Below are 26,771 nucleotides of genomic sequence, written 5' to 3'. Positions count from 1 at the left end.
CATGTCTCTCTCAGGGGTGAACGCGGGCCGCGGCGTTCGCAGAGGGAAACGGCTGAGCGGGAGGCCGACGCGGCGTGGCGAACGCAGAGCACGGAGAGCGACCGGCCGAGGTCTTCGGCGAAGTCACCACCGCCCACGCGCACATCGGGGCCCAGGCACGGCTCGGCGCGCCCCGGCTCGCCCCGTGGCTGGTGGCGGCCGTCCTCGCCGTACGACAGATGGCCGTCGTCCTCAGCACGGCCAGAGGCGAGCGCCGGACGGACCTGGAGACCTGGGCCGGCCCGGACGGAGTCCTGTATGTGAAGGGTTCGCTCCACGACTCGACGCAGTTCACCGGTACCCCGTTCGGGGGACTCGTCCTCAAGCCCCTCGCCGGTGCCGCCGAACAGGCCCTCGGCCGGGGCTGGACCTTCGGCACCCTGCTCCTGGTCGTCGCCCTCGGCCTCGTCGTCGCCCGCGCCCTGCCCCAGCCGGTCGACCGCCGCACCTCCCTGCTCGCCGCGCCGGTCGCGATCAGCCTCCTCATGCTGTCGCTGCCCGTGCGCAACGCACTCCACCTCGGGCAGGCCGGCATCATCCCGGTCCTGCTGGTGCTGGTCGCCTGCTTCGCCGTCCGCGGTGAGCGCGTCAGCGGTCTGCTCATCGGCGTCGCCGCCGCCCTCCAGCCCACGGTCCTGCTCTTCGCGGCCCTGCTCTGGTTCACCGGCCGCCGACGGGCCGCCCTGACCTCGGGCGCGACCTTCGCCGCGAGCACCGCGTTCGCCTGGGCTGCGATGCCGCACGACTCGTACACCTACTGGGTGCGCCACGTCGCCGGCGCCGGTCTCGGCGGTGCCGCCGACGGCCTCGCCAACCAGTCCCTGCACGGTCTGCTGCTGCGGCTCGGTCCGAACGGCCCGCTGGAGATCGCGCTCTTCCTGGTGCTGGGCGCGGCGGTCGCGGTCCTCGGCGTGCGGCGGGCCGTCGGGTACGCGCGCGACGGGCAGTTGCTGCTCGCCGTCGCGATCACCGGCTGCGCGGCGATCGCCGTGCAGCCGACCACCTGCCGGCACCAACTGCTGTGGGTGCTCCTCGCGGTCGTCGGACGGGTCGGCAGGCGTGCCTGCGACCGGTACGTGTGGCCGGTCGCCGTCGTGGTGGTGATGACGCTCCCGGCGAAGATGCTGCTGCCGCACATCTCGGCGGTGTACACCCTGCGGGACAACGCGGTGCTGCTGGCCGCGCTCGCCGCCGCCATGGTGATCCCCTTCCTGTCGCGGACCTCGCCGTACTACCGGACGCCGATCCCCACCGAGTACGCGACTGTCGTTCCGTCCCGCTGGAAGCGCGTCCCGCTCCTGCCCTTCCTGCGCCGGGCCCTCACCCGCCCGAGCCTCCTGCTGGAGATCCTGCTCATCCGCGTCGTCTACGCCGCCTACGGCCAGGTCCGGGTCGCGGTGACTGCCGACCGGGCCACCGCCGAGCACCACGGACACCAGATCCACTCGCTCGAGAAGTGGCTGTCCATCGACATCGAGCACTGGGCCAACCACGCCGTGGCGCGGGCGGATCGGCTGCGCGGCTTCTTCGATTTCTACTACGAGTCCTTCCACTTCGTCGTCCCGCTGGCCATCCTCGCCGTGCTCTACGCCCGCCGCCCCGTGGACTACCGCTGGGCCCGCTCCGCACTGGGCCTCGCCACTCTGCTCGGCCTGATCGGCTTCTGGCTGTACCCACTGGCGCCGCCGCGCCTGATGCCGGGACTCGGCTTCATCGACACGGTGCACGGCGTCCAGGACTTCTCCAAACCGGACTACGGCGCGCTGACCGAGGTCGCCAACCAGTACGCGGCGATGCCCTCCCTGCACTTCGGCTGGTCCCTGTGGTGCGGCATCGTGATCACGGTCCTGGCGCCGAAGTGGTGGATGAAGATCCTGGGCCTGCTGCATCCGCTGTTCACGGTGTCCGCGATCATCGTGACCGCCAACCACTGGGTCCTCGACTCGGCCGGCGGAGCCCTCGTGATCGGTGCGGGCTTCTCTCTGACCTACCTGCTGTCGGGACCGCGCAACACGATCAGGCACCCGCAGGCCGCTGAGTGCCGAGGCGGCGCTTTTCAGTTGTCGTGATCTGCGGGATCGCCGGGCCGCGCGGCGGTGCCGACCGCCGGTGTTCGGGGAGGAGCCGGAGCTTGACGGTGTGGTGACGTGGGCGGGGCGGTGGCGGGCTCGTCGGGCCGCAGGGTGCGCGGTCCCGCTGACTTCGGTGGCACGGGGCGCAGCGCGTCCGGGGGCGGAGATTGACGGCCTCGCGGAGCAGGCCGGCCGTCGAGGGGTGAAAGACCGCGCCGACGGAGCGTCGGGTGGCGGCAATTGTCTGCTTGAAGCTGATGCGCGAGAAAGGAAGGTGCCCGCGTTGTGGGCCTCGGCGGCCACCTGCTGGAGGTGCGCCGGCGGCCGCGGCGGCAGGGACCGGGTCCGTTCCTCCGCGCCGCCGGCCTCGTCAACGGCGTTGCGGCACTTTCGAGCCTTCTCGAATCATCTGTACCCCGAACTTGTATTCGGCTGAACTTGGCCACGGCGGAAGGAAAAACCGCCCGAGCGACCAGGATCACCGAATGGGAGAGTTGCTATGAAGCGCAAGCTGGGTGTGGCCATCGGTATTGCCGCTCTGTGTGCCGGAGGCGCGATCGGAATGACGGGGACGGCGCACGCGGCGGAATCGGGGGCGCAGGTCACGTACTTCGTTCTCTACGAGGACGACAGCTACGGCGGCCGGCACGCCAACTTCTCCGGCTCCGACATCGAGCTGAACAACAAGTACTGGTCGGGCAGTACCTCCGCGTTCGCACAGAACGGTGGCAGCTCGATGAGGAACAACACCGGTTCCTACGTCGGTCTCTGGGACATCGGCTCCACCTGCACCGGTGCCTCCTACACCGCCAAGCCGAACAGCGTGGACTCCGACTTCAGCAACAACTCGTTCGACAACAAGGCCAGCTGCGTCAAGTTCCTGTGATGTTCCGGGGCGGTGCCGGTCACTCCGGCGCCGCTCCGCTTTCCCTTCCCCGAGGTGGATGAATGACCAGGTACCGGCTGGCGGGAACGGCCGTCCTCGTGCTGCTCGTCACGGCCTGCGCGGCCTCCCCCGAGGCGACCCGGGGAACCGTTCTCGCGGCGGCCCCCGCGCCGACGCAGGAGGTCAGGAACCTTCTCCTGCCCTATGACCGCTACCAGTTGTCGGTCAACGAGATCTATCTGATCGAGACCGCCAAGGACTACCTGACCCGCGACTGCATGCGCACGCGGGGCCACGACTGGCAGGTCATCGGCGACCGCAAGGAGTACACCGATCTGCGCAACCGTCGCCGGTACGGTGTCATCGAGATGCCCGTCGCCAGGGATATGGGCTACAAGACCAATGCCCGGCTTCTGGGTTCCACCGAGGTCACCGCCCAGAAAATGGACCGCGAGGCACGTATGGGTGCGGCCGCGAGAAATGCCGCGACGGATCCCGTCGACGGCTGTTACAAACTGGCCGGCGACCGACTGGCACGCGGAAACGAGGAGAACGAGGACCTCGTGAACAAACTGAACGTGGAGAGCCTCGACGAGGCACGCGAGAGTTCCCGCGTGGCACCCGCCCTGAGCGCCTGGGTGCAGTGCATGGCCGAGAAGGGGCACAAGTACAAGGATTTCTACGCCTCCGCAGAGGATCCGCGTTGGGCGAAATCTAAAACCCCGTCCGCCGCGGAGCTGGAAACAGCGGAAGCGGACGTTTCCTGCAAAGAGCGGGCCGGTCTCGTGAAACTGCTCACCGAGACGGAGGAGAGCATCCAGAAACGGGAGATCCGTCGGCACAAGGCCTACTTCGAGAGCCTCGCGGCGGCCAAGGAACGCCATCTCGCCGCCGCCCGAGCCGTCATCCGGCGAGGCTGACCGGGCACCGGCTCACGGATGGGGACGGTTGAGGAACCACACCGTCCAGATCACCGCGCCACACAGCACCGCGATCCGGAACACCAGCCACCATCGGCTGCGCACGAAGCGCCGCAGCGGGATCAGCACCGGCCGGAGGAAGCGGCCGCTGCGCAGGCTCGCGGTGAGGAACTCCCGCTCCAGCGGCGTCAGATCGGCGGCGGGGCCGTCGACGCCGATGAAGGCGTCCCGCGCCGACAGCAGCCGCGTCCCCCGGTACAGGGCGTCCGGATCCCGGTCCAGCTGCTGCCACTCCCGCGCGGACTCCGTCAGCCGCCGTTGCAGACGCAGCCGCTCACGGTCGGTGTCCACCCAGGCCCGCAACCGCGGCCAGGCGGTGATGAGTGCCTCGTGGGCGAGGTCCACACCGGTGCCGTCGACCGTCACCAGCCGCGCCCGCACAAGCGCTTCGAGGACGGCCTCAGCGTCCTCGGAGCGGACCAGTTCGGCGCGGTCGGCGGGCCGTCGGGTGTCCGGCGCCCCGTCGCCAGGGGTGATCAGCCGCAGCAGTGTCACGCGGGCGAGCTCCGTCTGTGCCTCGGTGAAACCCGCGAAGACCTCCTCTGCCGTGTGTGCCACGGCTCCCTGCACCCCGCCGAAGCCCTCGTAGGCCTCCAGGGTCAGGGTGCGGGCCCGACGGCGACGCCACAGCTCCAGCAGCGCGTGCGACATCAGGGGGAGGGCACCGGGCTCCCGTGCCACGTCCGAGACCATCCGGGCGGTCAGTGCCCGCTCCACGACCAGCCGTCCCGCCCTGGCCGGCCGCACGATCGCTTCGCGGACCTGATCCGGGGTCATCGGACCCACCAGCAGACTGGCCGCGTTGAGGGCCTCGACGAGTTCGTGGTGGTCGGTGCAGCGGCCGTAGAAGTCCGCGCGAATCGCGACGACCACGCGCAGTCCGGGCCCGGGGCCGTCCGAGAGGGGACGCAGCAGCTCGTGGACGAACTCCGCCCGCAGCTCCGGGGTGCGGCAGAGGGTGAACACCTCCTCGAACTGGTCGACCATCAGCACGGTGTCCGCGTCGCCCGCCGCCGGCCGCAACAACGCGGAATGCGTGGGCAGGGGAGTCTCGCCCGGCGTGCAAACCCGGATGACCGCCGTCCGTCCTTCCGCCTCGCCGAGTCCGCGCAGCGCGGGTACCAGTCCCGCCCGCAGCAGTGAGGACTTGCCGCTGCCCGACGCCCCGACGAGAGCGACGAAGCGGTGTTTGCGGACGAGGCCGACGAGGTCGTCGACGAGCTGCTCGCGCCCGAAGAACAGGGCGCCGTCCGCCGCTTCGAAGCGAGCCAGCCCACGATAGGGCGCGGGTTCCTCCTCGTCGTTCGCGACCGGCAGGGCCGCCAGTTCCTGCCAGCGGCCCTCCCACTCCCGCGTGTTGCCTCCGCAGGCGGCGACATACGCCAGGGCCACCGGCAGGGAGGGCAGCCGTTCGCCCGCGGCCGCACCGGACAACGTGGGCGCGGAGTAGCCGGTGCGCCGGGCCATCTCCCGGTAGGTGGGGCTGCCGGCCGTCCGGCGCAACTCACGCAGCGCGTAAGCGAAACGCTCCACCGGCCCCGCCGCCGGATCCAGCGGCTTCTCGGAACGGCCCACCGCTTCCCCCGCCTCTCCCGTAGTCGCTCACCCCGCACCAGGCGAACCTCGGGTCACGGTAGGTGCAACGGTATTGATAGGCACCCTGGACGGTGGCTGACCATCAATTATCCGGCCAATTGACTGTGGATCATCGATCCCTCCGGCCCGAGGAGCCAGTCTTGGCCACGGCACAGCACCTCGCCCCCGCCCGCCCGTCCGCAACACTCCGGCCGTCCGGCCCACGCCTCCTGACGCCGTCGTATGCCGTCCTCACGGGCCCCGCCGTTCTGACCGTGCTGCTCGGACTGTGGGGCATCCGCCGTGCGGGAACGTTGTGGCAGGACGAGGCCGTGACCTATGACATGGCCCACCGGAGCCTGCCCGACCTGTGGGCGACGCTGGCGCACGTCGATGCGGTGCACGGTCTGTACTACCTGCTGATGCATGGCGTGTTCGCCGTGTGGGACGGCGGTCTGGTGGCCCTGCGGCTGCCGTCCGTGCTGGCCATGGCCGGTGCCGCGGCCGGTGTCGCCGCGCTGGGCCGCCGGCTCGCGGGGGCACCGGCCGGGCTCGCCGCGGGCACGGTGTTCGCACTGCTGCCCGTGGTCCAGCGGTACGCGCAGGAGGGCCGCTCGTACGCGCTGGTCACTGCGATCGTCGTGGCACACACCTGGACCCTGGTCCGGGCCTGCGCCGAACCCGACCGTCGCCGTTGGGCGTGGTACGCCGGGGTGGGAGCTCTCGCCGCCGCGCTGCACGAGTTCGCGCTCCTCGCGCTCGTCGCCCATGGCGTGGCCCTGCTCGCCGCCCGGGCACCGCGCACGGCCGTCAGGGCATGGGCGGCGGCCTCCTGCGGCACGCTGACGGCGACCGCGCCCCTGGTGCTGCTCAGCCTCGGCCAGGCACGGCAGGTCGCCTGGATCGAGCCCCCCTCAGCCGGTGCCGTCCTGGGCTTCCTGCTCACCGCCGTTGCCGGAGCGGCCTGCGCGGCGGTGCATCGTCGTACGCCCCAAGCCCCGCCCTGCACCGGGACTCACCGAACCCCGCACGACCCCGGCCTCACCGCCGTGGCCCTGCCGCTGCTCCTGCTGCCACCCGCCGTGCTCCTCCTCGTCTCAGCGGTCAGGCCGCTCTACGTCGACCGGTACGTGCTGTATGCCCAGGCCGGCCTCGCACTCCTCGCGGGCGCCGCCCTCGGCACGCTGTGGCGCTCGGCGCGGGCCCGCGTGCCGCTGGTGCTCGCGGCCGCCGGGATGCTTGGCGCACTGGCCCCGGCGGGGCAGCACCTGCGCTCCCCCCAGAGCCGGGCCGACGACGTCCCGGCCGTCGCCCGCGCGCTGCGCGCCGCGGCGTCACCAGGCGACGGCGTGATCTTCCTGCCGGGCTCCCGCCGGGTGTGGACCCTCCAGCGGGACCCGGCCGCCTATGGCCTGACCGACATCGCCCTGGCTTCCGCGCCCCACACCTCGCACACGTTGTACGGCGACGAGTTGGCGCCCGCGGGCATTCGACGAGAGATGCTGCGCGTCTCACGGATCGTGGTGGTGCGCGAGCCCGCGCGCGAGCGTCAGGAGTCGAACGAGCGGGAGGAGACGAAGGAAGCGGTCCTGCGTGACCACTTCACGCGGTGCGAGCGCCGCCTGGTCGGCACGGCCCGGATCGACGTGTACGAACGGGGTGAGAACTGTTGACCCCGAGGACATCCGACGACCGGCAGACCCCCACTTCTGCGGAGGACACCATCACTCAGCACCTGGACACCGCGGAGACGCTTGCCGACGGTGGTGGCCCCGGGCCCGCCGCGCCCGGTGCGGTCCGGCCGGTCGACCGCATCGGCAGGGCGGCGTCGGTCGTGGTCCCGGCCGTGGCCGCACTGGTCTCGGGCCTGTGGGGGATCGGCCGGCAGGACAGCATGTGGCGCGACGAGTCGGTCACCTACCAGGTCGCCCACCGCTCGCTGGGCGACCTCTGGGGCCTGCTGCACCACATCGACGCCGTACACGGTCTGTACTACCTGCTGATGCGTGCCGTGTTCGTGGTGTGGGACGGCGGTCCGGTGGCCCTGCGACTGCCGTCCGTGCTGGCGAGCGTCCTTGCGGCGGCAGGCGTCGGGGCGATCGGCGCCCGGATCGCCGGGCCCCGGAGCGGCACACTCGCCGGACTCGTCTTCGCGCTGCTGCCGGTCACCCAGATGTACGCGCAGGAGGGCCGCTCCTACGCCCTGGTCACTGCGGGCGTCATCTGGGCGACGTACTTTTTCGTCCGCGCCACCGACGCGCCCGGCACCCGGGCCCGCTGGTGGACGGCGTACGGTCTCACGCTCGCCCTGGCCTGCTGGCTGCACGAGTTCGCGGCACTGGCCCCGTTGGCGCACGGGCTGACGCTGTGGTGGTCGCGTGTGCCGCGGCCGGTGTGGCGGGGCTGGGCGATCACGGGTGTCTGCGTGGCGGTGAGCGTGCTGCCGCTGGCGGTGGCGAGCGCGGGGCAGGCGGAAGCGCAACTGGGCTGGCTCGGGCGCCCGAGTGCGGGCATGTGGTTGCAGTTCCTGGCGATCTCCGCGGCGGGCGCGCTTCTGTGCCGATTCCCGGGGCGCCGAGGCTCCGCCCAGGCCACCGTTCTGGCCCGGCTCGCCCTCCCGTTGCTGATCGCTCCGACCGGTCTGCTGATGGCGATCTCGCTCGTGAAGCCCTGGTACGTCGACCGGTACGTGCTCTACACCATGGCCGGGCTGGCGCTGCCGGCCGGCGCCGCGCTGTCCCGGGCGATCGGACTGCGGCACCGGCTCGCCCCCGCCGCCCGCGCGCTGACCGCCGGTCTGTCTGTGGCCGTGGCGGTCGCCGTCCTGCTGCCGTGGTCGCTGCTGGTCCGCTCGCCCGAGAGCCGCAAGGACGACGTCGTCGCGGTCGCTAGCACCGTGGAGAGGGCAGCGCGAGAGGGCGACGGCGTGCTGTTCATGCCGTCGCGACGCCGTGAGTGGCTGCTGTCGTACCGCAAGGTCTACGGCCGCCTGGACGACCTGGCGCTCGCTGCTTCCCCGGCCGCCTCGCGGACCCTCCAGGGCACCGAACTCCCCGCCGCCGAGATCCGCCGTCACATCCTGGCGTCGGACCGCGTCATCGCCCTGATGGATCCCCCGGGCCAGCCACTCGACCCGTTTTCGCAGGAGGAGGTCAAGCGGAAGACGCTCAGGACCAGTTTCGAGGTCTGCGAACGAATCCCCGTGCAAGGCGCGCAGGTCGTCGTCTACGCTCGCCCCGGCCATTGCATGCCGTGACCGAACTCGAAATTCTTGGAATATTCACCATGATGGAGCAGCTCGGTTTCCCTGAAATGTGAGAACGCCTGGGATTTCTATTCCGTACCCGGATTCGGGTCTCGTTTCAGTCAGCGGCGGCATCTATTGCGTCGTATCCGTTCAGCGAATGACGTCTTTCAGGGTGGCCGGCGATCGGGTGGCAGGAGCCGTGGCCGCAGCGCGCCCTTCACGCAGATCGCCGCCGGGTTCGGTATCCCGGTCGGCCCCGCGCGCGCGGCCTCCCGCGTACCGATCCCGGCCGACCGTGTCTTACGTCGGCTCCGGCGCGTGCGATGCGCCCGAATCGAATGATGTTCAATCGCGGCGGCGTCCTCCCCCGGGGGGCGGCAGCGTTGAAAGCTCTCAATGTTTCGACGTCGCTAGAATGTCCCTTGTATGGCGAATTCGATTGGGGGTGTGCATCCCACCGCGCCCCATTTATTCCCCCTCAGGTAGCTGCATGGGAACGAAATGATCTGGTGCGAGCCCAAGGCCTGTGTGAGGATCCGAGCGAAGGTAGGCGATCGGTGACTTGGTCGTCTGCGTGCCGTGGACGGCAGGGGGAAGAATGATTTCTGTTCGCTTAGGTGCCGATGCTTTGACCAGTACGACTTTCGAGATCTCACCGCTCGCCCAAATGGGATTCCAGCTCGGTTTCGGTCGTATGGCCGCCGTCGGCGGGCACCGGATGGAGCAGGGCCCGGTCAAGGAACTCCTGGGCCGCAACGATCTGCAGTTGATCTCGGCGATCCGTAGCGACGTACGAACCTATGTTCCTGGCTTCATGTTCGCCCAGGCGGAATCCCGTGGTTCCCTCGAAGAAGAACTGTCTCAGGTGGCCTCGACCCCGAGCGGCACAGTCGCGCGTCAGATGGGCAGATTTCTGAGGCGGGCGCAGGCGGCGGAGCGGTCGGAGTCCGTCGAGACCCGCAGGATCCTTCGGTTCCTGGAGTCCGGAGAGCGACGTTTCGCGCAGCGCGTGGCCTGGGAACTCGGCCAGTTCTGGGCGGCGTTCATGTCGACCAGGTGGAACGCTGTCCGCGCGCAGGTGGAGGGGGACATCCAGCACCGGGCGGCCTCCATGGCCCGGCGCGGGCTGAGATCAACCCTCAACTCCCTGCACCCGTCCTTCTCGTACGACTCGGGCGCACTGTCCATCCAGGACGACCTGAGCAGGAACCTCGTCGAGTCCAGACGGATCGTGCTCCACCCCTCGCCCCTGGTGACGACCTGGATACTGCGGGACGACCCCTGGGGAGAGAGCGGAACCCATCTCGCCTACCCGGTGGGCAGTGCCGTCGAGGAAACCGGATCCCCGGTGGAGGAGGGCATGGTGACGGATCCGCTGGGTCAGGTGATCGGGGAGTCCAGGCAGTTGCTGCTGGCCGACCTGGGCAGCTCCCGGACCACCACCGAACTGGCCCAGCGCCTCCACATGAGTGCGTCAACCGTTTCGTATCACCTGCTGAGGCTGCATCGCGTGGGCCTGCTGAGCCGGACACGCGAGGGTAGCCGGGTCTATTACCAGCGGTCGCCGGAGGCCGATCGGCTCATCGCACGCCACCACGGCCGGGCGGTGGTCAGACCTTCGCACCCCTCCGGCACCGAGGGCGCGATGCCGTCCCTTCGGGTGCCGATCGGGGCGGCGTCCATGACGACCACCTGACCCGGCGCACCCTCCGTCGAACTGCGGCAGGACAGGGGCAGGGTGTGGAGAAGCTCCCCGCACCGGCCCCCGGCCTCACCTGGACTGCGCCGGCGGGCCGACGGCGCTGGAAAGCCGTCGGCCCGAGTTCGGGGGTGGTACTTCGCCGTACGTCAGCCGAGGGTGACCTGCAGCTCCTTCACTCCGTTGATCCAGGCCGAGCGCAGGCGGCGGGGGTCACCGGCCGCACGGAGGTTCGGCATGGCGTCGGCTATGGCGTTGAAGATCAGGTCGATCTCCAGAACCGCCAGGGACTTGCCGAGGCAGTAGTGCGGGCCTCCGCCGCCGAAGCCGAGGTGGGGATTGGGGTCGCGGGTGATGTCGAAGGTGTCGGGGTTGTCGAAGACGTCGGGGTCGTGGTTGGCGGCCGCGTAGAAGATGCCCACGCGGTCGCCCTTCTTGATCTGCTTCCCGCCCAGTTCCGTGTCCGTGGTGGCCGTGCGCTGGAAGGAGTTGACGGGGGTCGCCCAGCGGACGATCTCCTCGGCGGTGGTGGCGGGACGCTCCCGCTTGTAGAGGTCCCACTGGTCGGGGTGGGTCAGGAAAGCGTGCATGCCGTGGGTGATGGCGTTGCGGGTCGTCTCGTTGCCCGCGACCGCGAGCATCAGCACGAAGAAGCCGAACTCGTCGGAGCCCAGGTTGCCTTCGTCCTCCGCCGACACCAGTGTCGTGACGATGTCCTTCGCCGGGCACTGCTTGCGGTCCGCCGCCATGTTCATCGCGTAGGCGATGACCTCCATGGCCGACTCCTGGCCCACCTGCTCGCTGATCGCGTACTCGGGATCGTCGTACGAGATCATCTTGTTGGACCAGTCGAAGATCTTGGCGCGGTCGTCCTGCGGGATGCCGATCAGCTCGGCGATCGCCTGGAGCGGGAGTTCGCAGGCGACCTGGGTGACGAAGTCGAAGGAACCGGTGTGGGCGCGCGCGGCCTCGACGATCGCGTGGGCGCGGTCACGGAGCCGTTGCTCCAGGGCACGGATGGCCCTCGGGGTGAACACGCGCTGCACGATGCCGCGGACGCGGGTGTGTTCAGGCGGGTCCATGTTGAGCAGGATCAGGCGTTGCGCGTCGATCGCGTCCCGCTCGATGCGCTCGTTGAAGCGGATGATCGCCGTGTTGAGGGAGGAGGAGAAGATCTCGGGGTGCGTCGAGACGTACTTGACGTCCGCGTGCCGGGTGACCGCCCAGTACCCCTCGTCCTGGAAACCGGCGACGTTGGCCGACTGGGGGATCCAGCGCACCGGTTCGGCCCGGCGCAGTTCGGCGAACTCCGGCAGCGGTACGCGGCTTTGCAGCAGATCGGGGTCGGTGAAGTCGAACCCGTCGGGAAGCGCTGGACAGGTCATCGGCACTCACTCCAGCTGTCTGGAAGCTTTCTGACGGACCATCAGGAACAGAGCTGCCGTGAAGGTAGTAACGGGTTCTATAAGTGGCAAGGGGTACGGAGCCCCCAATTGTGTGCACGACCCTTGCGGTGGTGGGTGGCTCGTCAGCAGACTGCAGGAAGCGCCAACTAGAACACGTACTAGTTCTCAGTTTCCCGTACTCAGTTCTCAGTTCTGAGGGACCCGTTCGGAGGAGAGGACCCGCACCCATGGCCGCCGAACCCGTGATCGTCGAAGCCGTCCGCACCCCCATCGGCAGGCGCGGCGGCGCGCTCGCCAATCTGCATCCCGCCTATCTGCTGGGCGAGACCTACCGTGAACTCCTCGGCCGTACCGGCATCCCCGCCGACGCGGTCGAACAGATCGTCGGCGGCACGGTCACGCACGCCGGTGAACAGTCCATGAACCCCGCGCGCACGGCCTGGCTGACGGTCGGGCTGCCGTACGAGACGGCGGCGACGACGGTCGACTGCCAGTGCGGCTCATCCCAGCAGGCCTCCCACATGGTCGCCAACATGGTCGCGGCCGGGGTCATCGACGTCGGCATCAGCTGCGGTGTCGAGGCGATGTCCCGGGTGCCGCTCGGCTCGGGGTCCAAACACGGACCGGGAAAGCCCTTCCCTGACGAGTGGAACGTGGACCTGCCCAACCAGTTCGAGGCGGCCGAACGGATCGCCCGGCACCGGGGGTTGACCCGCGAGAACGTCGACTCCCTCGGACTGATCTCCCAGGAGCGGGCGGCCGTCGCCTGGTCCGAGGAGCGCTTCAAACGGGAGACGTTCGCCGTCCAGGTGCCGACCACCGAGGACGAACAGCGGGCCGGACAGGGCATGTGGCGGCTGGTCGACCGGGACGAGGGACTGCGCGACACGTCCATGGAGGCGCTGGCCGGCTTGAAGCCGGTCATGCCGACGGCGATCCACACCGCGGGCAACTCGTCCCAGATCAGCGACGGAGCGGCGGCGATCATGTGGGCGTCGAAGCGGATGGCGCGGGCGCTGAAACTGAAGCCCCGGGCGCGGATCGTCGCGCAGGCCCTGGTCGGCGCCGACCCGCACTTCCACCTCGACGGGCCCATCGACGCGACCCGTGCCGTGCTCGGCAAGGCGGGCATGTCGTTGAAGGACATCGATCTCGTCGAGATCAACGAGGCCTTCGCCTCGGTGGTGTTGAGCTGGGCCCAGGTCTTCGAACAGGACCTGGAGAAGGTCAACGTCAACGGCGGCGCGATCGCCCTCGGACACCCGGTGGGCTCCACCGGGGCCCGGCTCATCACGACGGCCCTGCATGAACTGGAGCGCGCGGACAAGGAGTTCGCACTGATCACGATGTGCGCGGGGGGCGGGCTGGCCACCGGCACGATCATCCAGCGGCTGTAGAGGTCCAGTTGACGAAGGTGGTGAAGACGGCGGGGTCGATCGTGAGGATCGGTCCCGCGCCCGGCTCCGACCCCGTTACCGCCGGGGGCTCGCACCCGGGGGCCGGGTGCATGTCGACGAGGCGCTCAGCGCGAGGGCGCCGGCGGCCGGCGAAGCATGGTCCGAGACCTGGCCCGGAAGGGGGCCGATGCCCGTGATGGCCCACCAGCCGCCTGCGTCCAGGAAGGTCGCGCCGTCGGCATCCACGTCGTCGCGCAGGTGCCATCCTCGTTCTTCGAGCCGGCGCACCACGCGCATCAGGTCCTCTTCGTCGGGCTCCGTTCGGGAGAAGGCCGTGGAGTCCGCCACGCATTCCCGGTTCATCGGATCCTTCTGGACGGTCAGTCCCAAGTCGAAGGCTTCGGTCGCATAACGGAAGTCTCCGATCACTTCGTCCCGGGTCTTCTCTCCCCGGGAAGGTCGTGGGGAGGGCGCTGAGGACGGAATCGGGGACGACGACGCCGAGCGCCGGGCGGAAGAGGGGGCCTCGGACCCCGGGTTCGATGAGGCGGCTGTGTCCGCGTCTGCCTGGCAGGCCGTGGCGAGCAGTACGGCAGCCATGGCTCCCACAGTCCGCGCATGCCTCAGTACACCCACGTCTTTCCCCCCCGTTGAACGGTCCGGTGTCAGGAACCAGGCAGAGCCCCAGAGTCTGCCATGGACATGCTGCTGTTGTTCGTGGAAGGCCTTCGCCTGACCTGACCACGGTGACCCCAGCCGCGCGTGACACCGATGAGTTCTTCTCGCCGTGGCGGTCCCCCCCTTCAGGAGAAGGAGGTGTTCGCGATGGGCGCGACGGCACTGCAGGAAGCTCTGGAGCGACTCGGGGTTCTGGTGGGGGAGTGGGTGGTGGAGGCCGAGTTCCCCGGGCAGTCGGTCGGGGCCGGGCGGAGTGTGTTCGAGTGGGCGCTGGACGGGCGGTTCCTGGTGCAGCGGACCGAGGCCCCGAACCCCGCGCCGGACAGTACGGCGATCGTGTCGGTCGAGCCGGAGACCGGGGCGTACACGCAGCACTACTTCGACGCGCGGGGGGTTGTACGGCTGTACGCGATGACCTTCGACGGCGAGGTGTGGCAGCTGCTGCGTGAGGAGGAGGACTTCTCCCCGCTGCCCTTCAGGCAGCGTTTCACCGGGCAGCTGAGCGCGGACGGCGACAGCATCCACGGCGTCTGGGAGCGGTCCAAGGACGGGGCGGCCGAGTGGGAGACGGACTTCGGACTGACGTACCGAAGGAGCCGCTGACGTGAGGCCTACGGCGGAGAACGCCCGCGGGATCGTCGATGCGAGCCGGTACCTGGTGCTGGCCACGGCGGACGAGGAGGGGCGGCCCTGGAGTACTCCGGTCTACTTCGCGCACGTGGGATGCCGGGAGTTCTTCTGGGTGTCCTCGCCGGATGCCGTTCACTCGCGGAACATCGCGGTCCGGCCCGAGGTGGGGATCGCGGCCTTCGACTCCTCGGCGGAGATCGGCACCGGGCAGGGCGTGTACATGTCGGCCGTCGCCGCCGAGATCGTGGAGGGAGCGGAGGGCGCGCTGGAGGTCTTCTCTCGGCGGTCACTCGGGCACGGTGGGCGGGTCTGGACCCTCGACGACGTGCGCGGCGACTCCGGGATGCGGCTGTACCGGGCGGTCGCCGGGACGCACTCGATGCTGGCGAAGGACGGTCGGCCGGATCACCGGGTGCCGGTCGATCCGGGGTGAGGTGCGATCGGTCGGGGCGGGCGGCGCGGGGAGAGAACGGCCTGGCTTGCATTGCCGACGGTGTCGGCGGGGGTGGAGTGGGGCGCGGAGCTACCCGAGGCGTTCGATCGCCGTCGTCGTCTCCGCCGCGGACGCCGTGTCGCCGGCCGTGGTGAACAGGCGGTGGGCCTCTGTTAAGTGGACGCGGGCCTCGGTGAGTTCGCCGCAGTGCTCCAGGGCCGTGGCGAGGCCGGCGAGGGCAAGGGCCTGGAAGCGGTTGGTGCCGCCGTGGGTGACGGGAGCCATGACGGCCCGGAAGGCATCCACTGCCTCCGACCACCGCTCCAGGGCGAGCAGGTCGCGGGCTATCTGGTGGCGGAGGATGGCCTCGGTGAACTCCTGGAACCCGGGAACGTCACCGGCCCGGGTGCCGAGCAGGGCCCGGTGGACGGCCAGTGCCTCCCGGGCGCGGCCCGCCTCCCGCAGGGCACTGCCGAGGACGCGCCGGGAGACCGCCAGGCCCGCCTCGTCACCGGTGCGGGCGAAGAGCTGTACCGCGTCCTCGGCGGCTTCGGCCGCCTCCGCGGGGCGCCCGAGGCTCATACAGGCCCCGGCGATATAGGTCGACGCCCAGGCCTGCTGTGCGATGTCACCCGCCTCCGTCGCCAACTCCCGTGCGCGCAGGGCATGTTCCAAGGCCTCCTGGTGCCGTCCATCTGTCACCGCGTACGTCCAGGCCAGGCAGTTGAGCTGGTAGGCCTCGGCCGCCCGGTCGCCGAGCGCGGCCGCCGACCGGACACCGTGGGAGAACAGGGTGCGCCACTCGGGCCAGGCGTCCCAGCGGTCCGAGAACCAGTACAGGGTGCGGGCCGTGTGGAGGATCTCCCGGTGCCGTGCCGCCGCGGACATCACCGGCAACGCGCCTGCCCAGTGGGCGCGTTCGGCGGTCAGCCACTCCTCGGCCTCCTCGGCGGACGCCGGGGTGAAGGGGGCGGGCTCGGCCGCCCACGGCTCCGGCGCGCCCGGCGCCTCGAACAGGCGGCCCGCCATCGAGGCCGAGCGCAACAGCCAGTCCGCCATGCGCAGCCGGACGGTGTCCGCGGCTTCCTCCTCGTCCCGCAGCCGCTCGCGCGCGAAGAGCCGCACGAGATCGTGGAGGGCGTATCGGCGGGGCGCGGTCTCCTCCAGCAGGCCCCGGTCGACCAGCAGGTCGAGGGAGTCCTCGGTGGTGAGCGCGTCCTCACCGCTGAGGACGGATACGAGGTCCGGACCGGTGTCGTGGCCGGGCAGCAGCGTGAGGCGGCGCAGTAACAGCCGGTGCGGCGCGGTGAGTTGGCTGTAGGAGAGGGTGAGGGCGCCACGGACCGCGAGGTCGCCCGCGACCAGCCCGCTCAACCGGCGTTCCTCGTCCGCGAGTTGGCCGACCAGCCGGGCCGGGGTCCAACTCGGGCGGCTGGAGAGGCGGTTGCCGACGATCCGCAGGGCCAGTGGGAGGTGACCGCACAGCTCGGTCAGCCGGGTGATCGCCTCGGACTGTCCGTCGGTGCGCGGGGCGCCGAGGATCCGCTGAAGGAGCCGCGCCGACTCCCCGCCGCTGAGCCCGCCGAGCCTGATCCGCCGCACCCCTTCGAGACCGGCCAGTGGCCGTCTGCTGGTGACCAGCACGAAACCGCCCTCGGCGTCCGGCAGCAGCGGCCTGGTCTGGGCCTCGTCGGCCGCGTCGTCGAGGACGACCAGGGCACGGCGGGTGGTGAGCGTGGCCCGGTAGAGGGCCTCGCGGGCCGCGACGTCGACGGGGATCCGCTCCGGTGGATGACCGAGCGCCGTCAGCAGGAGGACCAGCGCCTCGCCGGCCGGCAGCGGCGAGTCGCTCATGCCGTGCAGTTGGACGCAGACGCAGCCGTCAGGGAAGGAGCCGGACAGCCGGCGCAGCGCTTCCGCGGCGAGCGTCGTCTTGCCCTGCCCGCCCGGCCCGAAGAGCACCACGGCACGCGTGCGTGTGCCGATCGCCAGGGACTCCAGCTCGGCCAGCTCCTGCTCCCGGCCGGTGAAGTCCGGGACGGTCCGCAGGAGATACGGCGAGGCGGGCGCCCCCGAGCGTTCCCGGCCGGCGTCGGCCAGCCGTTGGAGGCGCTCGCGCTCTTCGGCGGTGAGCCGGAGGGCGACGGCGAGCGCCTCGACGGTACGGCGCTGAGGGCCCCGGCTGCGGCCGCGCTCCAGGTCACCGAGTGCGCGCACGCTGACCCCGGATGCCTCGGACAGTTCCTCCAGGGTCAGCCGGGCGGCCCGGCGCAGGGAGCGCAGCATCATGCCGAAGGCGGTGCCGCCGTGCGGGGCCTCGGACGGTGCTGGTGCTGGATCATGACTGGTCATCATGACAATTAGACCAAGTGCTCTCTACTTCCGCCTGTACTTCTGCCTGGTTGCCTCCGGCCCGCCGTGGTGAGCTGGAGTCTCCGCAACGAGAGGACGAACCCACATGCCGTACATCACCGTTGGTGAAGAGAACAGCGCGCCGATCGAGCTCTACTACGAGGACCACGGCACCGGACAGCCCGTCGTCCTGATCCACGGCTACCCGCTCGACGGCCACTCCTGGGAGCGGCAGGTCCCGGAGCTTCTGGAGGCCGGCCACCGGGTCATCACCTACGACCGCCGCGGCTTCGGCCGTTCCTCGCAGCCCACCACGGGCTACGACTACGACACCTTCGCCGCGGACCTCGACAAGGTGCTGACGAGCCTGGACCTGACCGACGCGGTTCTCGTCGGCTTCTCGATGGGCACCGGCGAAGTGGGCCGCTACCTGGGCGCGTACGGCTCGGGCCGGGTCGCGAAGGCCGCCTTCCTGGCCTCGCTGGAGCCGTTCCTGCTGAAGACCGACGACAACCCGACCGGCGTTCCCCAGGAGGTCTTCGACGGGATTCTGGCGGCGGTCACCCAGGACCGGTACGCCTACTTCAGCGCCTTCTACCAGGACTTCTACAACCTGGACGAGACGCTGGGCAGCCGGATCAGCGAGGAGGCCCTGCGCAACAGCTGGAACGTGGCCGCGGGTTCCTCTGCACACGCCTCGGTGGCCTGCGTGCCGACCTGGACCACCGACTTCCGGGCCGACGTGGCGAAGGTCGACGTACCGGCACTGATCGTGCACGGCACCGGTGACCGCATCCTGCCGATCGACTCGACGGGACGGCCCTTCCACGCGCTGCTGCCCTCCGCCGAGTACGTCGAGATCGAGGGCGCGCCGCACGGGCTGCTGTGGACGCACGCCGAGGAGATCAACGCGGCGCTGCTGGCATTCCTCGCCAAGTAGGTCGCAAAAAGCGGGGGTTACTCGCGCCCCGAGGCGGTCACCGCCAGCACTGCCACCAGCCCCGCCGCGATCGCCAGCGGAATCCCCAGACCGTGGTGGAGCACCAGCCACGCGCCCAGCGCGGCCCCGGCGACCATCGCGATCACGGACGCCGTGCGGCGGGGAGAACGGGTGCCCGGTCCGCCGCCCGCACGGGAATCCGCTGCGAGGCCGGTCAGCGTCATGGTCAGCACGGTCGTCGTCAGGTCAGGGACACCGAGCCTGCGGACCGTGGCGTTGCGCAGGCCCATGGCGAAGGCGGTGACCGCGATGAGGGTGTAGACGGTGGCCGTGGCGCCGGGCGCGGCGAACGCGGCCACGGCCGAGACACCCAGGAGTACCGCCTCGGCGGCGAGCGTGAGCCGGGCCCAGGTCCGGCGGGAGCCGCCGCCGAGCCGTACGGCGACCCGGCCGCCCACGACAGCGCCCACCACGAAGCACGCCAGCGAGGTGAGCGTGTGCGCCACCGAGAAGCCGGGCGCGCCGGCCGCGGCGAAGCCGAGCACGACCACGTTGCCGGTCATGTTGGCGGTGAAGACGTGTTCCAGGCCCAGATAGCTGACCGCGTCGATCAGCCCGCTGACCACCGTCAGCCCCAACAGCACGACCACCAGGCGCAGTCCACGCGCCTCGGGGTCGTCGGCTGCCTTCGCGCCGGTCGCCTTCGCGTCGGTGCTGCTCTGTTCGCTCATCGAGTCTCCGGACAGCCGCATGGGCAGGGTGCACTCAAGTCCACCACGGATGCGGGGGGCTCTCGGATGCCGGGGTGAGACGCGCGTCCGTAGCGTCGAGGACATGAGTGATGAGACGCGCACATCCCATGAAACTAGGGTGAACCGCCGGACGCGGAGGGGACTCGCCGCAGCGGCGGCCCTGCTGCTCGCCGGGCTCGCCGCGGCCCCGGTGGCCACAGCCGCCGGCGAGCAGCCGCACCGCACGCTCCGCGGTGACCTCATCTCCGTCACCCCGGTCGCCGACCGGGACGCGGGGGCGGTCCGGGCGTTCCTGGGCGGACAGGACGTCGCCGCCGACTCGGTGCGGTACGGCGTGCGGGCGTACCGGCTGACCTACCGGACCGTCGACCCGTACGGCGCGGACACCATCGCGACAGGGCTGCTGACGCTGCCCAAGGGCGGCGCCCACCGCCTCGGCCTGGTCTCCGACACCCACGGCACGATGGTCGACCGCGACTACGCGCCCTCGGCGAGCGAGGACTTCGGGCGGGTGCCGTCGTATCTGAACGCGAGCGCGGGACGTGCCGTGGCCGCCCCCGACTACCTAGGCCTCGGTAGCGGCCCGGGCCCGCATCCGTACATGGACACCGCCTCGTCCGTGACCGCCTCCGTCGACATGCTGCGCGCCGCCCGTACGGCCGCCGACCGGCTCGGCCGACCGCTCACCGGGGACGTGTATGCGACGGGCTTCTCCCAGGGCGGACAGGTCGCGATGGCGCTCGGAAAGGCGCTGCAGCAGGGCGCCGACCCGCATTTCCGGCTGAAAGCGCTGGCACCGGTCAGCGGGCCGTACGACCTGGCGGGCCAGGAGATGCCCGCACTGTTCGACGGCCGCGTCAACGACGTCAGCGGGGTGCTCTACATCGCGTACTGGCTGGTCGCACAGAACCGCCTGCATCCCCTCTACGAGGACCCGTCCGACGCCTTCCGAACGCCGTACGCGAGCCGTGTGGAGAGCCTTCTCGACGGGAGCCACGAACAGGAGGACGTCATCAGGGGACTCGCGCCCTCGGTGAGGCAGCTGCTCACGCCCGCCATGTACGAGCGTCTGCGGCACCCGTCCGGTGCCGTGCTGGACGCGATGCGCGCCGCCGACCACACCTGTGCCTGGAAGCCGGACGTGCCGGTGCGGCTGTACGCCGGTGACGACGACACCGACGTGCCCATCGGCAACACCCGCGCATGCGCCCGCACCCTCGCCGGTCAGGGAACGAGGGTGCGGGTGGTCGATCAGGGGGCCGTGGACCACTTCGGTTCGGCAGTGGTCTCGGCCCCGCAGGTGGTGCGGTTCTTCGACGGCGTACGGCGGTGATCCGCGCGGCGGCTCAGTACCAGCCGTTGGCCTGCCAGAAGGCCCAGGCGGCGGTCGGGCTGCCGTAGCGGGAGTTCATGTAGTCGAGGCCCCACTCGATCTGGGTCTCGGCGTTGGTCTTCCAGTCGGAGCCGGCGGAGGCCATCTTGGAGCCGGGCAGGGCCTGGACCAGGCCGTAGGCGCCGGAGGAGGAGTTCGTGGCGTCGACGTCCCAGCCGCTCTCGTGCTCGACGATCTTGCTGAACGCGTTGTACTGCGCGGCGTTCGGGATCATCTTGTGCGCGATGGCCTTGGCCTGGGCGGACGAGTTGGTGGTCGCCGCCTGGGCCGGCGCCGCGGTCAGTACCAGACCGGCGGTGGCGGCGGCCATCGCGACGGTGGTGATGGCCTTCTTCGGAGAAGCGATGCGGCGGGCGATACGGGAGACGGACACGGAGAACCTTTTCTTCGGGGACGGGGGTGCCGCTCGCAGACCCGGGGGACATGCGTCGGCGCCGAGGCCCGTGGGCTTGTCGGCGCCGTGCGACGTGATCCAGAGAAACAGGCTCGGAGGGCGTCCGCAATGACCCCTTTTACTAGTTGTGGTCGAATCGCCGGGAAAGGTCACCTGTGTGACCCGGCTCTCAAAGCGCAGGTCAGAGGGGGTGCGGACAGGGTGTTATGTCTGAAATGTTCCTACTGTTCCCGTTAGTAGGTGAGGTGGGTCATGTGGGGCGCTTCACCGCTCGGGCGCCTCGAATGTGACCGGGGCCTCGAAGGCCGCGCGGCGGGTGGCCCGGCGCAGGGCCCTGAGGAGGACCGGGCCGAGGGTGAGCGTCAGGACGACGGTGACCAGGGCCCGGCCGAGGTCCCAGCCGAGGGACGTGGCCAGGCAGTAGGTGACGAAGCGGGCCAGGTTCGCGGGGACGCCGGCGTCCGGGTCGAAGGCGATGTTCGAGGCGAGGGCGCCCATGAAGGGCCAGCCGGCCATGTTCATGGCGGTGCCGTAGGCGAAGGCGGCGAGGAAGCCGTAGGCCGCGAGGAGGTGGACCTCGGCGCGGCCCCGGATCCGGACGGGGCCGGGGAGCAGGCCCGCGCCCATCGTGAACCAGCCCATCGCCAGCATCTGGAACGGCATCCACGGGCCGACCCCGCCCGTGAGCAGGGCCGACGCGAACATCGTGACGTTGCCGAGCGCGAAGCCGAAGCCGGGGCCCAGGACCCGGCCGCTGAGCACCATGAGGAAGAACATCGGCTCGATCCCGGCGGTACCGGCGCCGATCGGCCGGAGCGCGGCGCCGGTCGCCGCGAGCACCCCGAGCATCGCCACGGCCTTGGGCCCCAGCCCCGACTCCGCGATCGCCGCGGCGAGAACCGCGACGAGGAGGACGAGCAGGCCCGCGAAGAGCCACGGGGCGTCCTGGGTGTGGGTGCCCACCTGGGATGTGGGCGGGGCCAGGAAGGGCCAGCCGAAGGCCACGACCCCCACGGCGCTGACCAGGGCGAGGGTGACGAGGGAACGGGGGCCGAGACGGACGGCCCGGGTCGTGGCGGGGGAGACGGGCGTGGGAGAGGGGCGGGTCATGTCAGGGCGGCGGGTCATGCCAGGGCCTCCCTCACCTGGGCGACCGTGAGCCACCGCTGCGGGGCCAGGATCTTGCTGACCTGAGGGGCGAAGGAGGGGGAGGACGTGATCACCTCTGCCGCCGGACCGTCGGCGATCACCTCTCCCTCGGCCAGCAGGATCACCCGGTGGGCGAGCTCGGCGGCCAGTTCCACGTCGTGGGTGGCCAGGACGATCGCGTGGCCGGTGGCGGCGAGTTCCCTCAGCAGGCCGACCAGGCGGGCCTTCGCCGAGTAGTCCAGGCCCCGCGTCGGTTCGTCGAGGAGCAGGAGGGGTGGGCGGGCGGTCAGGACCACCGCGAGGGCGAGGGCGAGCCGCTGCCCTTCGGAGAGGTCCCGGGGGTGGGTGTCGTCGCTCACGCCGGGGAGCAGGGTGTCGACCAGGGCGCGGCAGGAGCCGGTCGGCGCGTCGGCGTCGGTGTCGGCGGCCCGGCATTCGGCGGCGACCGTGTCGGCATAGAGGAGGTCCCGGGGCTCCTGGGGGACGAGGCCCACGCGGCGGACGAGGTCGCGGGGGGTGGCGCGGTGGGGGTCCGCTCCACCGACCCTGACCGATCCGGCGGAGGGTTCGACGAGACCCACCAGGGTGTTGAGGAGAGTGGACTTTCCGGCGCCGTTGCGTCCCATGAGGGCGATGGTCTCGCCGGAGGAGATGGTGAGGTCGATGCGGTTCAGGGCCTGGACGCGGGCGCGGCGGACGGAGAGGTCGTGGACCGCGGCCAGGGGGGAGGTGGTGGGTGCGGGTGAGGCGGATCGCTTTCGGAACGTCGGCCGTCGGAGCGTCTTGTTGTGGCTCCCACCCGCACCACCTGAACCACCCGCACCGCCCGCGCAACTTTCGTTGTCGGGTGCGGGTGCGCTGTCCATAGGTGCGTGCCCGGACAGCCGCTCCCGCAGTTCCCCCGCCCGCCGCCGCGCGTCCCGGACCGTCAACGGCAGCGGGGTCCAGCCCGCCAGCCGGCCCAGCGCCACCACCGGCGGGTACACCGGGGACACGGCCATCATCTCGGCCGGGGTGCCGAGCAGGGGAGGTTCCCCGGGGGCCGGGAGGAGGGCCACCTGGTCGGCGTACTGGATCACGCGCTCCAGGCGGTGCTCGGCCATCAGGACCGTCGTGCCCAGGTCGTGCACCAGGCGTTGGAGGACCGCCAGGACCTCCTCGGCCGCCGCGGGGTCCAGGGCCGACGTCGGTTCGTCGAGAACCAGGACCCGGGGGTGCGGGGTGAGGACCGAGCCGATCGCCACGCGTTGTTGCTGGCCGCCGGAGAGGGTGGCCAGGGGGCGGTCCCGGAGCGGGACCAGGCCCAGCAGGTCAAGGGTCTCCTCGACCCGGCGGCGCATCACCGTCGGCGGCAGACCCAACGACTCCATGCCGTAGGCGAGTTCGTCCTCCACCGTGTCCGTCACGAAGTGGGACAGGGGGTCCTGGCCCACCGTGCCCACCACGTCGGCCAGTTCGCGGGGCTTGTGCGTACGGGTGTCGCGGCCGGCCACCGTGACCCGGCCGCGCAGGGTGCCGCCGGTGAAGTGCGGGACGAGGCCGCTCACCGCGCCGAGGATCGTGGACTTGCCGACCCCCGACGGGCCCACGAGCAGCACCAGTTCACCTTCCGGCACCTCGAAGCCGACGCCCCGCACCGCTGGTTGGGCCGCACCGTCGTACGTCACGGAGACATCCTCGAAGCGGATCACGACGACGGCTCCTTGGCGGCGGGGGCGAGGAAGGCCGGCAGCAGACCGACCAGGACGGCCGCGGCGGGCCGGACGGGGAGGACCGGGGCGACCAGGGGGAGTACGCCGGGGTGCAGGGCCGCCGGATCGCCGGCACCCGCGAGGAACATCGCCGCCGCCACGGCCGCGCCGGAGCCGGCGACCAGCAGGGAGCGGGAGTTCCAGCGGTCCGGACGGTAACGGGTGCGCGGAGTGCGGCGACCGCCCAGCCGCAGCCCCGCGAGTGCGGCGGCCAGACCGGCGACGAGGACGGGGATGCCGTACGTGCCGCCCTCGGCGGTGAGGAGGCCGTAGGTTCCCGCGCAGACACCGAGCAGGCCGCCCACGGTGAGGGCGGTCGTCGTACGGCGCACTCGGGGCGGGACGTGTGCCGTACGGCCGTAGCCGCGGGCGTCCATGGCCGCGGCGAGGGCGACCGAGCGCTCCAACGCGCCCTCCAGGACCGGGAGTCCGACCTGGAGGAGGCCTCGGACACCGGAGTCGGGGCGGCCGCGGAGACGGCGGGCGGCGCGCAGGCGCTGGACGTCGGCGATGAGATGGGGGGCGAAGGTGAGCGCCACCACCACCGCGACGCCGAGTTCGTAGAGGGCGCCGGGGAGGGACTTGAGGAGGCGGTGGGGGTTGGCGAGGGCGTTCGCCGCGCCCACGCAGATGAGGAGGGTGGCCAGCTTCAGGCCGTCGTAGAGGGCGAACACGAGGGCTTCCGCGGTGACCCTGCCACCGAGGCGGATGCCCTGGGCCCAGTCGGGGAGCGGGAGTTCGGGGAGCGTGACCAGCACATGGGTGCCGGGGACCGGGGAGCCGAGGGTGATCGTGAAGACGAGACGGATGAGGAGGACGGCGAGGGCGAGCCTGACGAAGGCGGAGTAGGAGCGGGACCAGGGGGTCGGTCGGCGGCAGGTCGCCACCACATAGGCGGAGACGACGATCAGGAGGGTCAGCAGGAGGGGGTTGGTGGTACGGGTGGCCGCGACACCGAGGCTCAGCGACCACAGCCACCAGGCGCCGGGGTGTACGGGTGCCCCCGCCGTCGTTCGGACGGGGCCGCCGCTCTCCGCGAACCGTGAGCCGCCCGGAGCGTACGACTGCCCGGTACTACCCACGTCGACGCCGCCGCGCCTGCCACACCGCTGCCGCTCCCAGCGCGACGATCGCCGCCGACCCCGCCAGCAGACCCACCGACGGACCCCCGTCCGGCCTGCTCTTCCCCGAACCCGCCTCCTCCTGCGCCACCTGCTCCCCGCACCCCGCCTCCGGGTATCCCGCGATCGCGCAGAGCAGGGCGTTGCTGCCGTACCGCAGGGGCTTCGCCACCGCGGCCAGAGCCTCCGCGGTGGTGGCGTCCCTGGGGACCGACGCACACTCGGTGCGGCGCGACGGCGGCACTTCTCCGGGCGGGGCGTCCGCCGGCGTACCGAAGTCGAGGACCAGGGCCAGCCGCTTATGGCCGTCCAGCGCCGGTGTGTTCGCGCAGATCGTCCCGAACGACGCCGTCCCGCGGGGTGTGACCGCGCTCGCCGAGTCCTTGCTCACCGCGAAGCGGAACCCCTGGACGTCACCGTCCGAGGGGACCGCCGTCGACGGGCCCTGCGTGGCGTACGTCCAGGTCGTGCCCGTGCGGTCCCAGAAGGACCAGTAGCGGTAGCCGGCGGCGTGCGCGGGGCTCATGGCGGCGAGGAACAGGCCCGTCAGGAGGGAGAGGACGACCGCCCGGCGGGTCACGGCTGCTTCCTCTCGTTGCGGCTGCTGAGGAGGAAGCCGATGCCGGCCCCGGCGGCGAGACCCGCGCCGACCACCCACCACACGGAGGTGCCGGAGTCGTCCCGGGACGCGGTGGCCGGCGCCGGGCCCGTCGCGGTCAGCCGCTTCACCAGGTCCGTGCCGCCGAAGTCGCGGGGGTCGGCGCCACAGGCCCGCGCGGCGAGGATCAGCTGGGCGTAGGCCGCCGGGCCGCTCTGCGCGGCCCACTTCGCGGAGTTCCGCTCCAGCCAGCGCAGCGGACCCGCGGCCGCCGTCGTCCCGCCCCGCGCGGCCAGCGCCACGACCGCGTCGGCCGTGTTGCCGTAGTCGGGCTGGTCCTCGGCGCCGGGGAGGACGGACTGCAGATAGCCCTCCTTCGCGACCGCCTTCGCCAGGTACGCCGCGCCGTTGGCCGCCGCCCGCTCCGGGGTGGGGTGGGCCGCGTCGGCGCAGGTGAGGTCGGCCGGCGCACCGGCCTTCGCCGACGTCATACCCAGGCCCAGCACACCGACGACGGCCGCCGCCGTGGCGTCCGCGTTGGCCGTGAGCTTGCCCTTCTTGTCGGGCTGGTAGGCGAAGGCGCCCCCGTCGGCGCACGGCAGGGACAGCTTCAGCAGGGCGTCGTAGGGAGACCTGCCGTCCTTGAGGACCTTGGCGGGGTCGGCGCCGGAGGCGTTCAGCGCGCCGATCACCACGGACGTGGAGTTGGCGTCGCTGGCACCGCCGGGCGCGTACCCCCAGCCGCCGTCCTTGTTCTGGACGGACTTCAGCCAGGTCACCGCCTTTGCGGTCCTGGTGTCGTGGCCGCCGAGCGCGGACAAGGCCTGGACGGTGGCGGCCGTGCTGTTGGTGTCGAGCATGAGCTTGGCGTCGCAGGGTTTCGACGGGTCCGCGCGGAACGCCGCGAACGCGCCGTTCGCGCACTGCTGTCCGGCCAGCCATCCGACGGCCGCGGTGGCGGGCTCCACGTCCACCTGGTGCTGGGCGATCAGGGCGAGGGACTGGCGCCAGACCCCGTCGTAGGTGGGGTCGGTGCTGCCGTACAGCCCGGAGGGCAACGCGGGAGACGGGGACGGGGAGGCGGCGACGGCGGGCGTGGCCGTGCCGATCACGACGGTGGCGGCCAGGACCGCGGCGCTGTGGCGGACGTGCATGATCGGCGGATGCCCTTCTCACGGAAGGAGCCGGACAGCACGGGAGGACCGCCCCCGGGCGGCTCGGCTCCGTATACCTCGACGGTGCCGCGCACCGGCCGGTTGCCGGTGCACGTGAGCCGGTC

22 protein-coding genes are annotated in these 26,771 nt (G+C 71.2%); 11 read left to right on the top strand and 11 right to left on the bottom strand.

Annotated features, from left to right (window positions below):
- Window positions 1-74 precede the first annotated feature (74 nt).
- The 3 genes from OHT57_RS15075 to OHT57_RS15065 all read left to right on the top strand — a co-directional run bounded on the left by OHT57_RS15075 (window position 75) and on the right by OHT57_RS15065 (window position 3,917).
- Entirely contained in the window at window positions 75-2,108 is a 2,034-nt protein-coding gene (locus OHT57_RS15075; RefSeq protein WP_328746913.1) for a bifunctional glycosyltransferase 87/phosphatase PAP2 family protein, read from the top strand.
- 502 nt (window positions 2,109-2,610) lie between these two features.
- The gene (locus OHT57_RS15070) at window positions 2,611-2,997 is read left to right on the top strand and encodes a peptidase inhibitor family I36 protein (protein WP_328746912.1); all 387 of its coding nucleotides are present in this window, start codon (window positions 2,611-2,613) and stop codon (window positions 2,995-2,997) included.
- A 62-nt stretch (window positions 2,998-3,059) separates the two neighbouring features.
- Window positions 3,060-3,917: a hypothetical protein gene (locus OHT57_RS15065; protein ID WP_328746911.1), complete on the top strand. Its 858-nt coding sequence runs from the start codon at window positions 3,060-3,062 to the stop codon at window positions 3,915-3,917.
- Window positions 3,918-3,929: 12 nt separating this feature from the next.
- Here the strand turns inward: OHT57_RS15065 and OHT57_RS15060 are convergent, their stop codons facing one another.
- Entirely contained in the window at window positions 3,930-5,552 is a 1,623-nt protein-coding gene (locus tag OHT57_RS15060; RefSeq protein ID WP_328746910.1) for an nSTAND1 domain-containing NTPase, read from the bottom strand.
- Window positions 5,553-5,713: 161 nt separating this feature from the next.
- Here OHT57_RS15060 and OHT57_RS15055 point away from each other — a divergent pair, with 161 nt between their 5' ends.
- From OHT57_RS15055 to OHT57_RS15045, 3 genes are all read left to right on the top strand, one after another.
- Entirely contained in the window at window positions 5,714-7,225 is a 1,512-nt protein-coding gene (locus OHT57_RS15055; protein WP_328746909.1) for a glycosyltransferase family 39 protein, read from the top strand.
- Window positions 7,222-8,808 (top strand): glycosyltransferase family 39 protein, encoded by a 1,587-nt coding sequence (locus tag OHT57_RS15050; protein WP_328746907.1) that lies wholly within the window; start codon window positions 7,222-7,224, stop codon window positions 8,806-8,808. The genes OHT57_RS15055 and OHT57_RS15050 overlap by 4 nt, the downstream gene beginning before the upstream one ends.
- Before the next feature lie 619 nt (window positions 8,809-9,427).
- Window positions 9,428-10,495 carry an ArsR/SmtB family transcription factor gene (locus tag OHT57_RS15045; RefSeq protein ID WP_328746906.1) on the top strand — a complete coding sequence of 356 codons (1,068 nt, stop codon included), beginning with the start codon at window positions 9,428-9,430 and terminating at the stop codon, window positions 10,493-10,495.
- Window positions 10,496-10,647: 152 nt separating this feature from the next.
- On the opposite strand, the gene OHT57_RS15040 is transcribed toward OHT57_RS15045, so the two are convergent.
- Entirely contained in the window at window positions 10,648-11,883 is a 1,236-nt protein-coding gene (locus tag OHT57_RS15040) for a cytochrome P450 (RefSeq protein WP_328746904.1), read from the bottom strand.
- A 248-nt stretch (window positions 11,884-12,131) separates the two neighbouring features.
- On the opposite strand from OHT57_RS15040, the gene OHT57_RS15035 reads away from it, so the two are divergent.
- Window positions 12,132-13,301: a steroid 3-ketoacyl-CoA thiolase gene (locus OHT57_RS15035; RefSeq protein ID WP_328746903.1), complete on the top strand. Its 1,170-nt coding sequence runs from the start codon at window positions 12,132-12,134 to the stop codon at window positions 13,299-13,301.
- Window positions 13,302-13,376: 75 nt separating this feature from the next.
- Here the strand turns inward: OHT57_RS15035 and OHT57_RS15030 are convergent, their stop codons facing one another.
- Window positions 13,377-13,730, bottom strand: a complete 354-nt coding sequence (locus OHT57_RS15030) for a hypothetical protein (protein ID WP_328746902.1) — start codon at window positions 13,728-13,730, stop codon at window positions 13,377-13,379.
- A gap of 396 nt (window positions 13,731-14,126) precedes the next feature.
- Here OHT57_RS15030 and OHT57_RS15025 point away from each other — a divergent pair, with 396 nt between their 5' ends.
- Together OHT57_RS15025 and OHT57_RS15020 are read left to right on the top strand one after the other, a co-directional pair.
- The gene (locus OHT57_RS15025) at window positions 14,127-14,582 is read left to right on the top strand and encodes a hypothetical protein (protein ID WP_328746901.1); all 456 of its coding nucleotides are present in this window, start codon (window positions 14,127-14,129) and stop codon (window positions 14,580-14,582) included.
- 1 nt (window position 14,583) lies between these two features.
- Window positions 14,584-15,042: a pyridoxamine 5'-phosphate oxidase family protein gene (locus OHT57_RS15020; protein ID WP_328746900.1), complete on the top strand. Its 459-nt coding sequence runs from the start codon at window positions 14,584-14,586 to the stop codon at window positions 15,040-15,042.
- A gap of 90 nt (window positions 15,043-15,132) precedes the next feature.
- Here the strand turns inward: OHT57_RS15020 and OHT57_RS15015 are convergent, their stop codons facing one another.
- Window positions 15,133-17,394, bottom strand: a complete 2,262-nt coding sequence (locus OHT57_RS15015) for an ATP-binding protein (RefSeq protein WP_328746899.1) — start codon at window positions 17,392-17,394, stop codon at window positions 15,133-15,135.
- 106 nt (window positions 17,395-17,500) lie between these two features.
- Here OHT57_RS15015 and OHT57_RS15010 point away from each other — a divergent pair, with 106 nt between their 5' ends.
- The gene (locus OHT57_RS15010; RefSeq protein ID WP_328746898.1) at window positions 17,501-18,334 is read left to right on the top strand and encodes an alpha/beta fold hydrolase; all 834 of its coding nucleotides are present in this window, start codon (window positions 17,501-17,503) and stop codon (window positions 18,332-18,334) included.
- Between the two features lie 17 nt (window positions 18,335-18,351).
- Here OHT57_RS15010 and OHT57_RS15005 read toward each other — a convergent pair whose 3' ends face one another.
- Window positions 18,352-19,065, bottom strand: a complete 714-nt coding sequence (locus OHT57_RS15005) for a YoaK family protein (protein ID WP_328746897.1) — start codon at window positions 19,063-19,065, stop codon at window positions 18,352-18,354.
- A gap of 103 nt (window positions 19,066-19,168) precedes the next feature.
- Here OHT57_RS15005 and OHT57_RS15000 point away from each other — a divergent pair, with 103 nt between their 5' ends.
- Entirely contained in the window at window positions 19,169-20,419 is a 1,251-nt protein-coding gene (locus OHT57_RS15000) for an alpha/beta hydrolase family protein (RefSeq protein WP_328746896.1), read from the top strand.
- 13 nt (window positions 20,420-20,432) lie between these two features.
- On the opposite strand, the gene OHT57_RS14995 is transcribed toward OHT57_RS15000, so the two are convergent.
- The 6 genes from OHT57_RS14995 to OHT57_RS14970 all read right to left on the bottom strand — a co-directional run bounded on the left by OHT57_RS14995 (window position 20,433) and on the right by OHT57_RS14970 (window position 26,646).
- Window positions 20,433-20,852 (bottom strand): transglycosylase SLT domain-containing protein, encoded by a 420-nt coding sequence (locus tag OHT57_RS14995; protein WP_328746895.1) that lies wholly within the window; start codon window positions 20,850-20,852, stop codon window positions 20,433-20,435.
- 285 nt (window positions 20,853-21,137) lie between these two features.
- Window positions 21,138-22,001, bottom strand: a complete 864-nt coding sequence (locus tag OHT57_RS14990; protein ID WP_328746893.1) for an ECF transporter S component — start codon at window positions 21,999-22,001, stop codon at window positions 21,138-21,140.
- Window positions 21,998-23,713, bottom strand: a complete 1,716-nt coding sequence (locus OHT57_RS14985; RefSeq protein WP_328746892.1) for an ABC transporter ATP-binding protein — start codon at window positions 23,711-23,713, stop codon at window positions 21,998-22,000. The genes OHT57_RS14990 and OHT57_RS14985 overlap by 4 nt, the downstream gene beginning before the upstream one ends.
- Entirely contained in the window at window positions 23,710-24,747 is a 1,038-nt protein-coding gene (locus tag OHT57_RS14980; RefSeq protein ID WP_328753204.1) for a CbiQ family ECF transporter T component, read from the bottom strand. The genes OHT57_RS14985 and OHT57_RS14980 overlap by 4 nt, the downstream gene beginning before the upstream one ends.
- Before the next feature lie 100 nt (window positions 24,748-24,847).
- Window positions 24,848-25,474: an SCO2322 family protein gene (locus OHT57_RS14975; protein WP_328746891.1), complete on the bottom strand. Its 627-nt coding sequence runs from the start codon at window positions 25,472-25,474 to the stop codon at window positions 24,848-24,850.
- A complete protein-coding gene (locus tag OHT57_RS14970; protein WP_328746890.1) occupies window positions 25,471-26,646 on the bottom strand; it encodes a prenyltransferase/squalene oxidase repeat-containing protein in 1,176 nt (391 codons plus the stop codon). The genes OHT57_RS14975 and OHT57_RS14970 overlap by 4 nt, the downstream gene beginning before the upstream one ends.
- Window positions 26,647-26,771: the final 125 nt, after the last annotated feature.

Source organism: Streptomyces sp. NBC_00285, from assembly GCF_036174265.1.
GTDB lineage: Bacteria > Actinomycetota > Actinomycetes > Streptomycetales > Streptomycetaceae > Streptomyces.
Note: the sequence above shows the minus strand (reverse complement) of the source record. Positions and strands in the feature narration are given on the sequence as shown.

What these genes read in the sequence shown, in the direction of transcription:
- OHT57_RS14990 (WP_328746893.1), bottom strand. Translation starts at nt 22,001, where the DNA reads ATGACCCGCCGCCCTGACATGACCCGCCCCTCTCCCACGCCCGTCTCC.
- OHT57_RS15065 (WP_328746911.1), top strand. Translation starts at nt 3,060, where the DNA reads ATGACCAGGTACCGGCTGGCGGGAACGGCCGTCCTCGTGCTGCTCGTC.
- OHT57_RS15040 (WP_328746904.1), bottom strand. Translation starts at nt 11,883, where the DNA reads ATGACCTGTCCAGCGCTTCCCGACGGGTTCGACTTCACCGACCCCGAT.
- OHT57_RS15070 (WP_328746912.1), top strand. Translation starts at nt 2,611, where the DNA reads ATGAAGCGCAAGCTGGGTGTGGCCATCGGTATTGCCGCTCTGTGTGCC.
- OHT57_RS15000 (WP_328746896.1), top strand. Translation starts at nt 19,169, where the DNA reads ATGAGTGATGAGACGCGCACATCCCATGAAACTAGGGTGAACCGCCGG.
- OHT57_RS15010 (WP_328746898.1), top strand. Translation starts at nt 17,501, where the DNA reads ATGCCGTACATCACCGTTGGTGAAGAGAACAGCGCGCCGATCGAGCTC.
- OHT57_RS15035 (WP_328746903.1), top strand. Translation starts at nt 12,132, where the DNA reads ATGGCCGCCGAACCCGTGATCGTCGAAGCCGTCCGCACCCCCATCGGC.
- OHT57_RS15025 (WP_328746901.1), top strand. Translation starts at nt 14,127, where the DNA reads ATGGGCGCGACGGCACTGCAGGAAGCTCTGGAGCGACTCGGGGTTCTG.
- OHT57_RS15005 (WP_328746897.1), bottom strand. Translation starts at nt 19,065, where the DNA reads ATGAGCGAACAGAGCAGCACCGACGCGAAGGCGACCGGCGCGAAGGCA.
- OHT57_RS15015 (WP_328746899.1), bottom strand. Translation starts at nt 17,394, where the DNA reads ATGACCAGTCATGATCCAGCACCAGCACCGTCCGAGGCCCCGCACGGC.
- OHT57_RS14970 (WP_328746890.1), bottom strand. Translation starts at nt 26,646, where the DNA reads ATGCACGTCCGCCACAGCGCCGCGGTCCTGGCCGCCACCGTCGTGATC.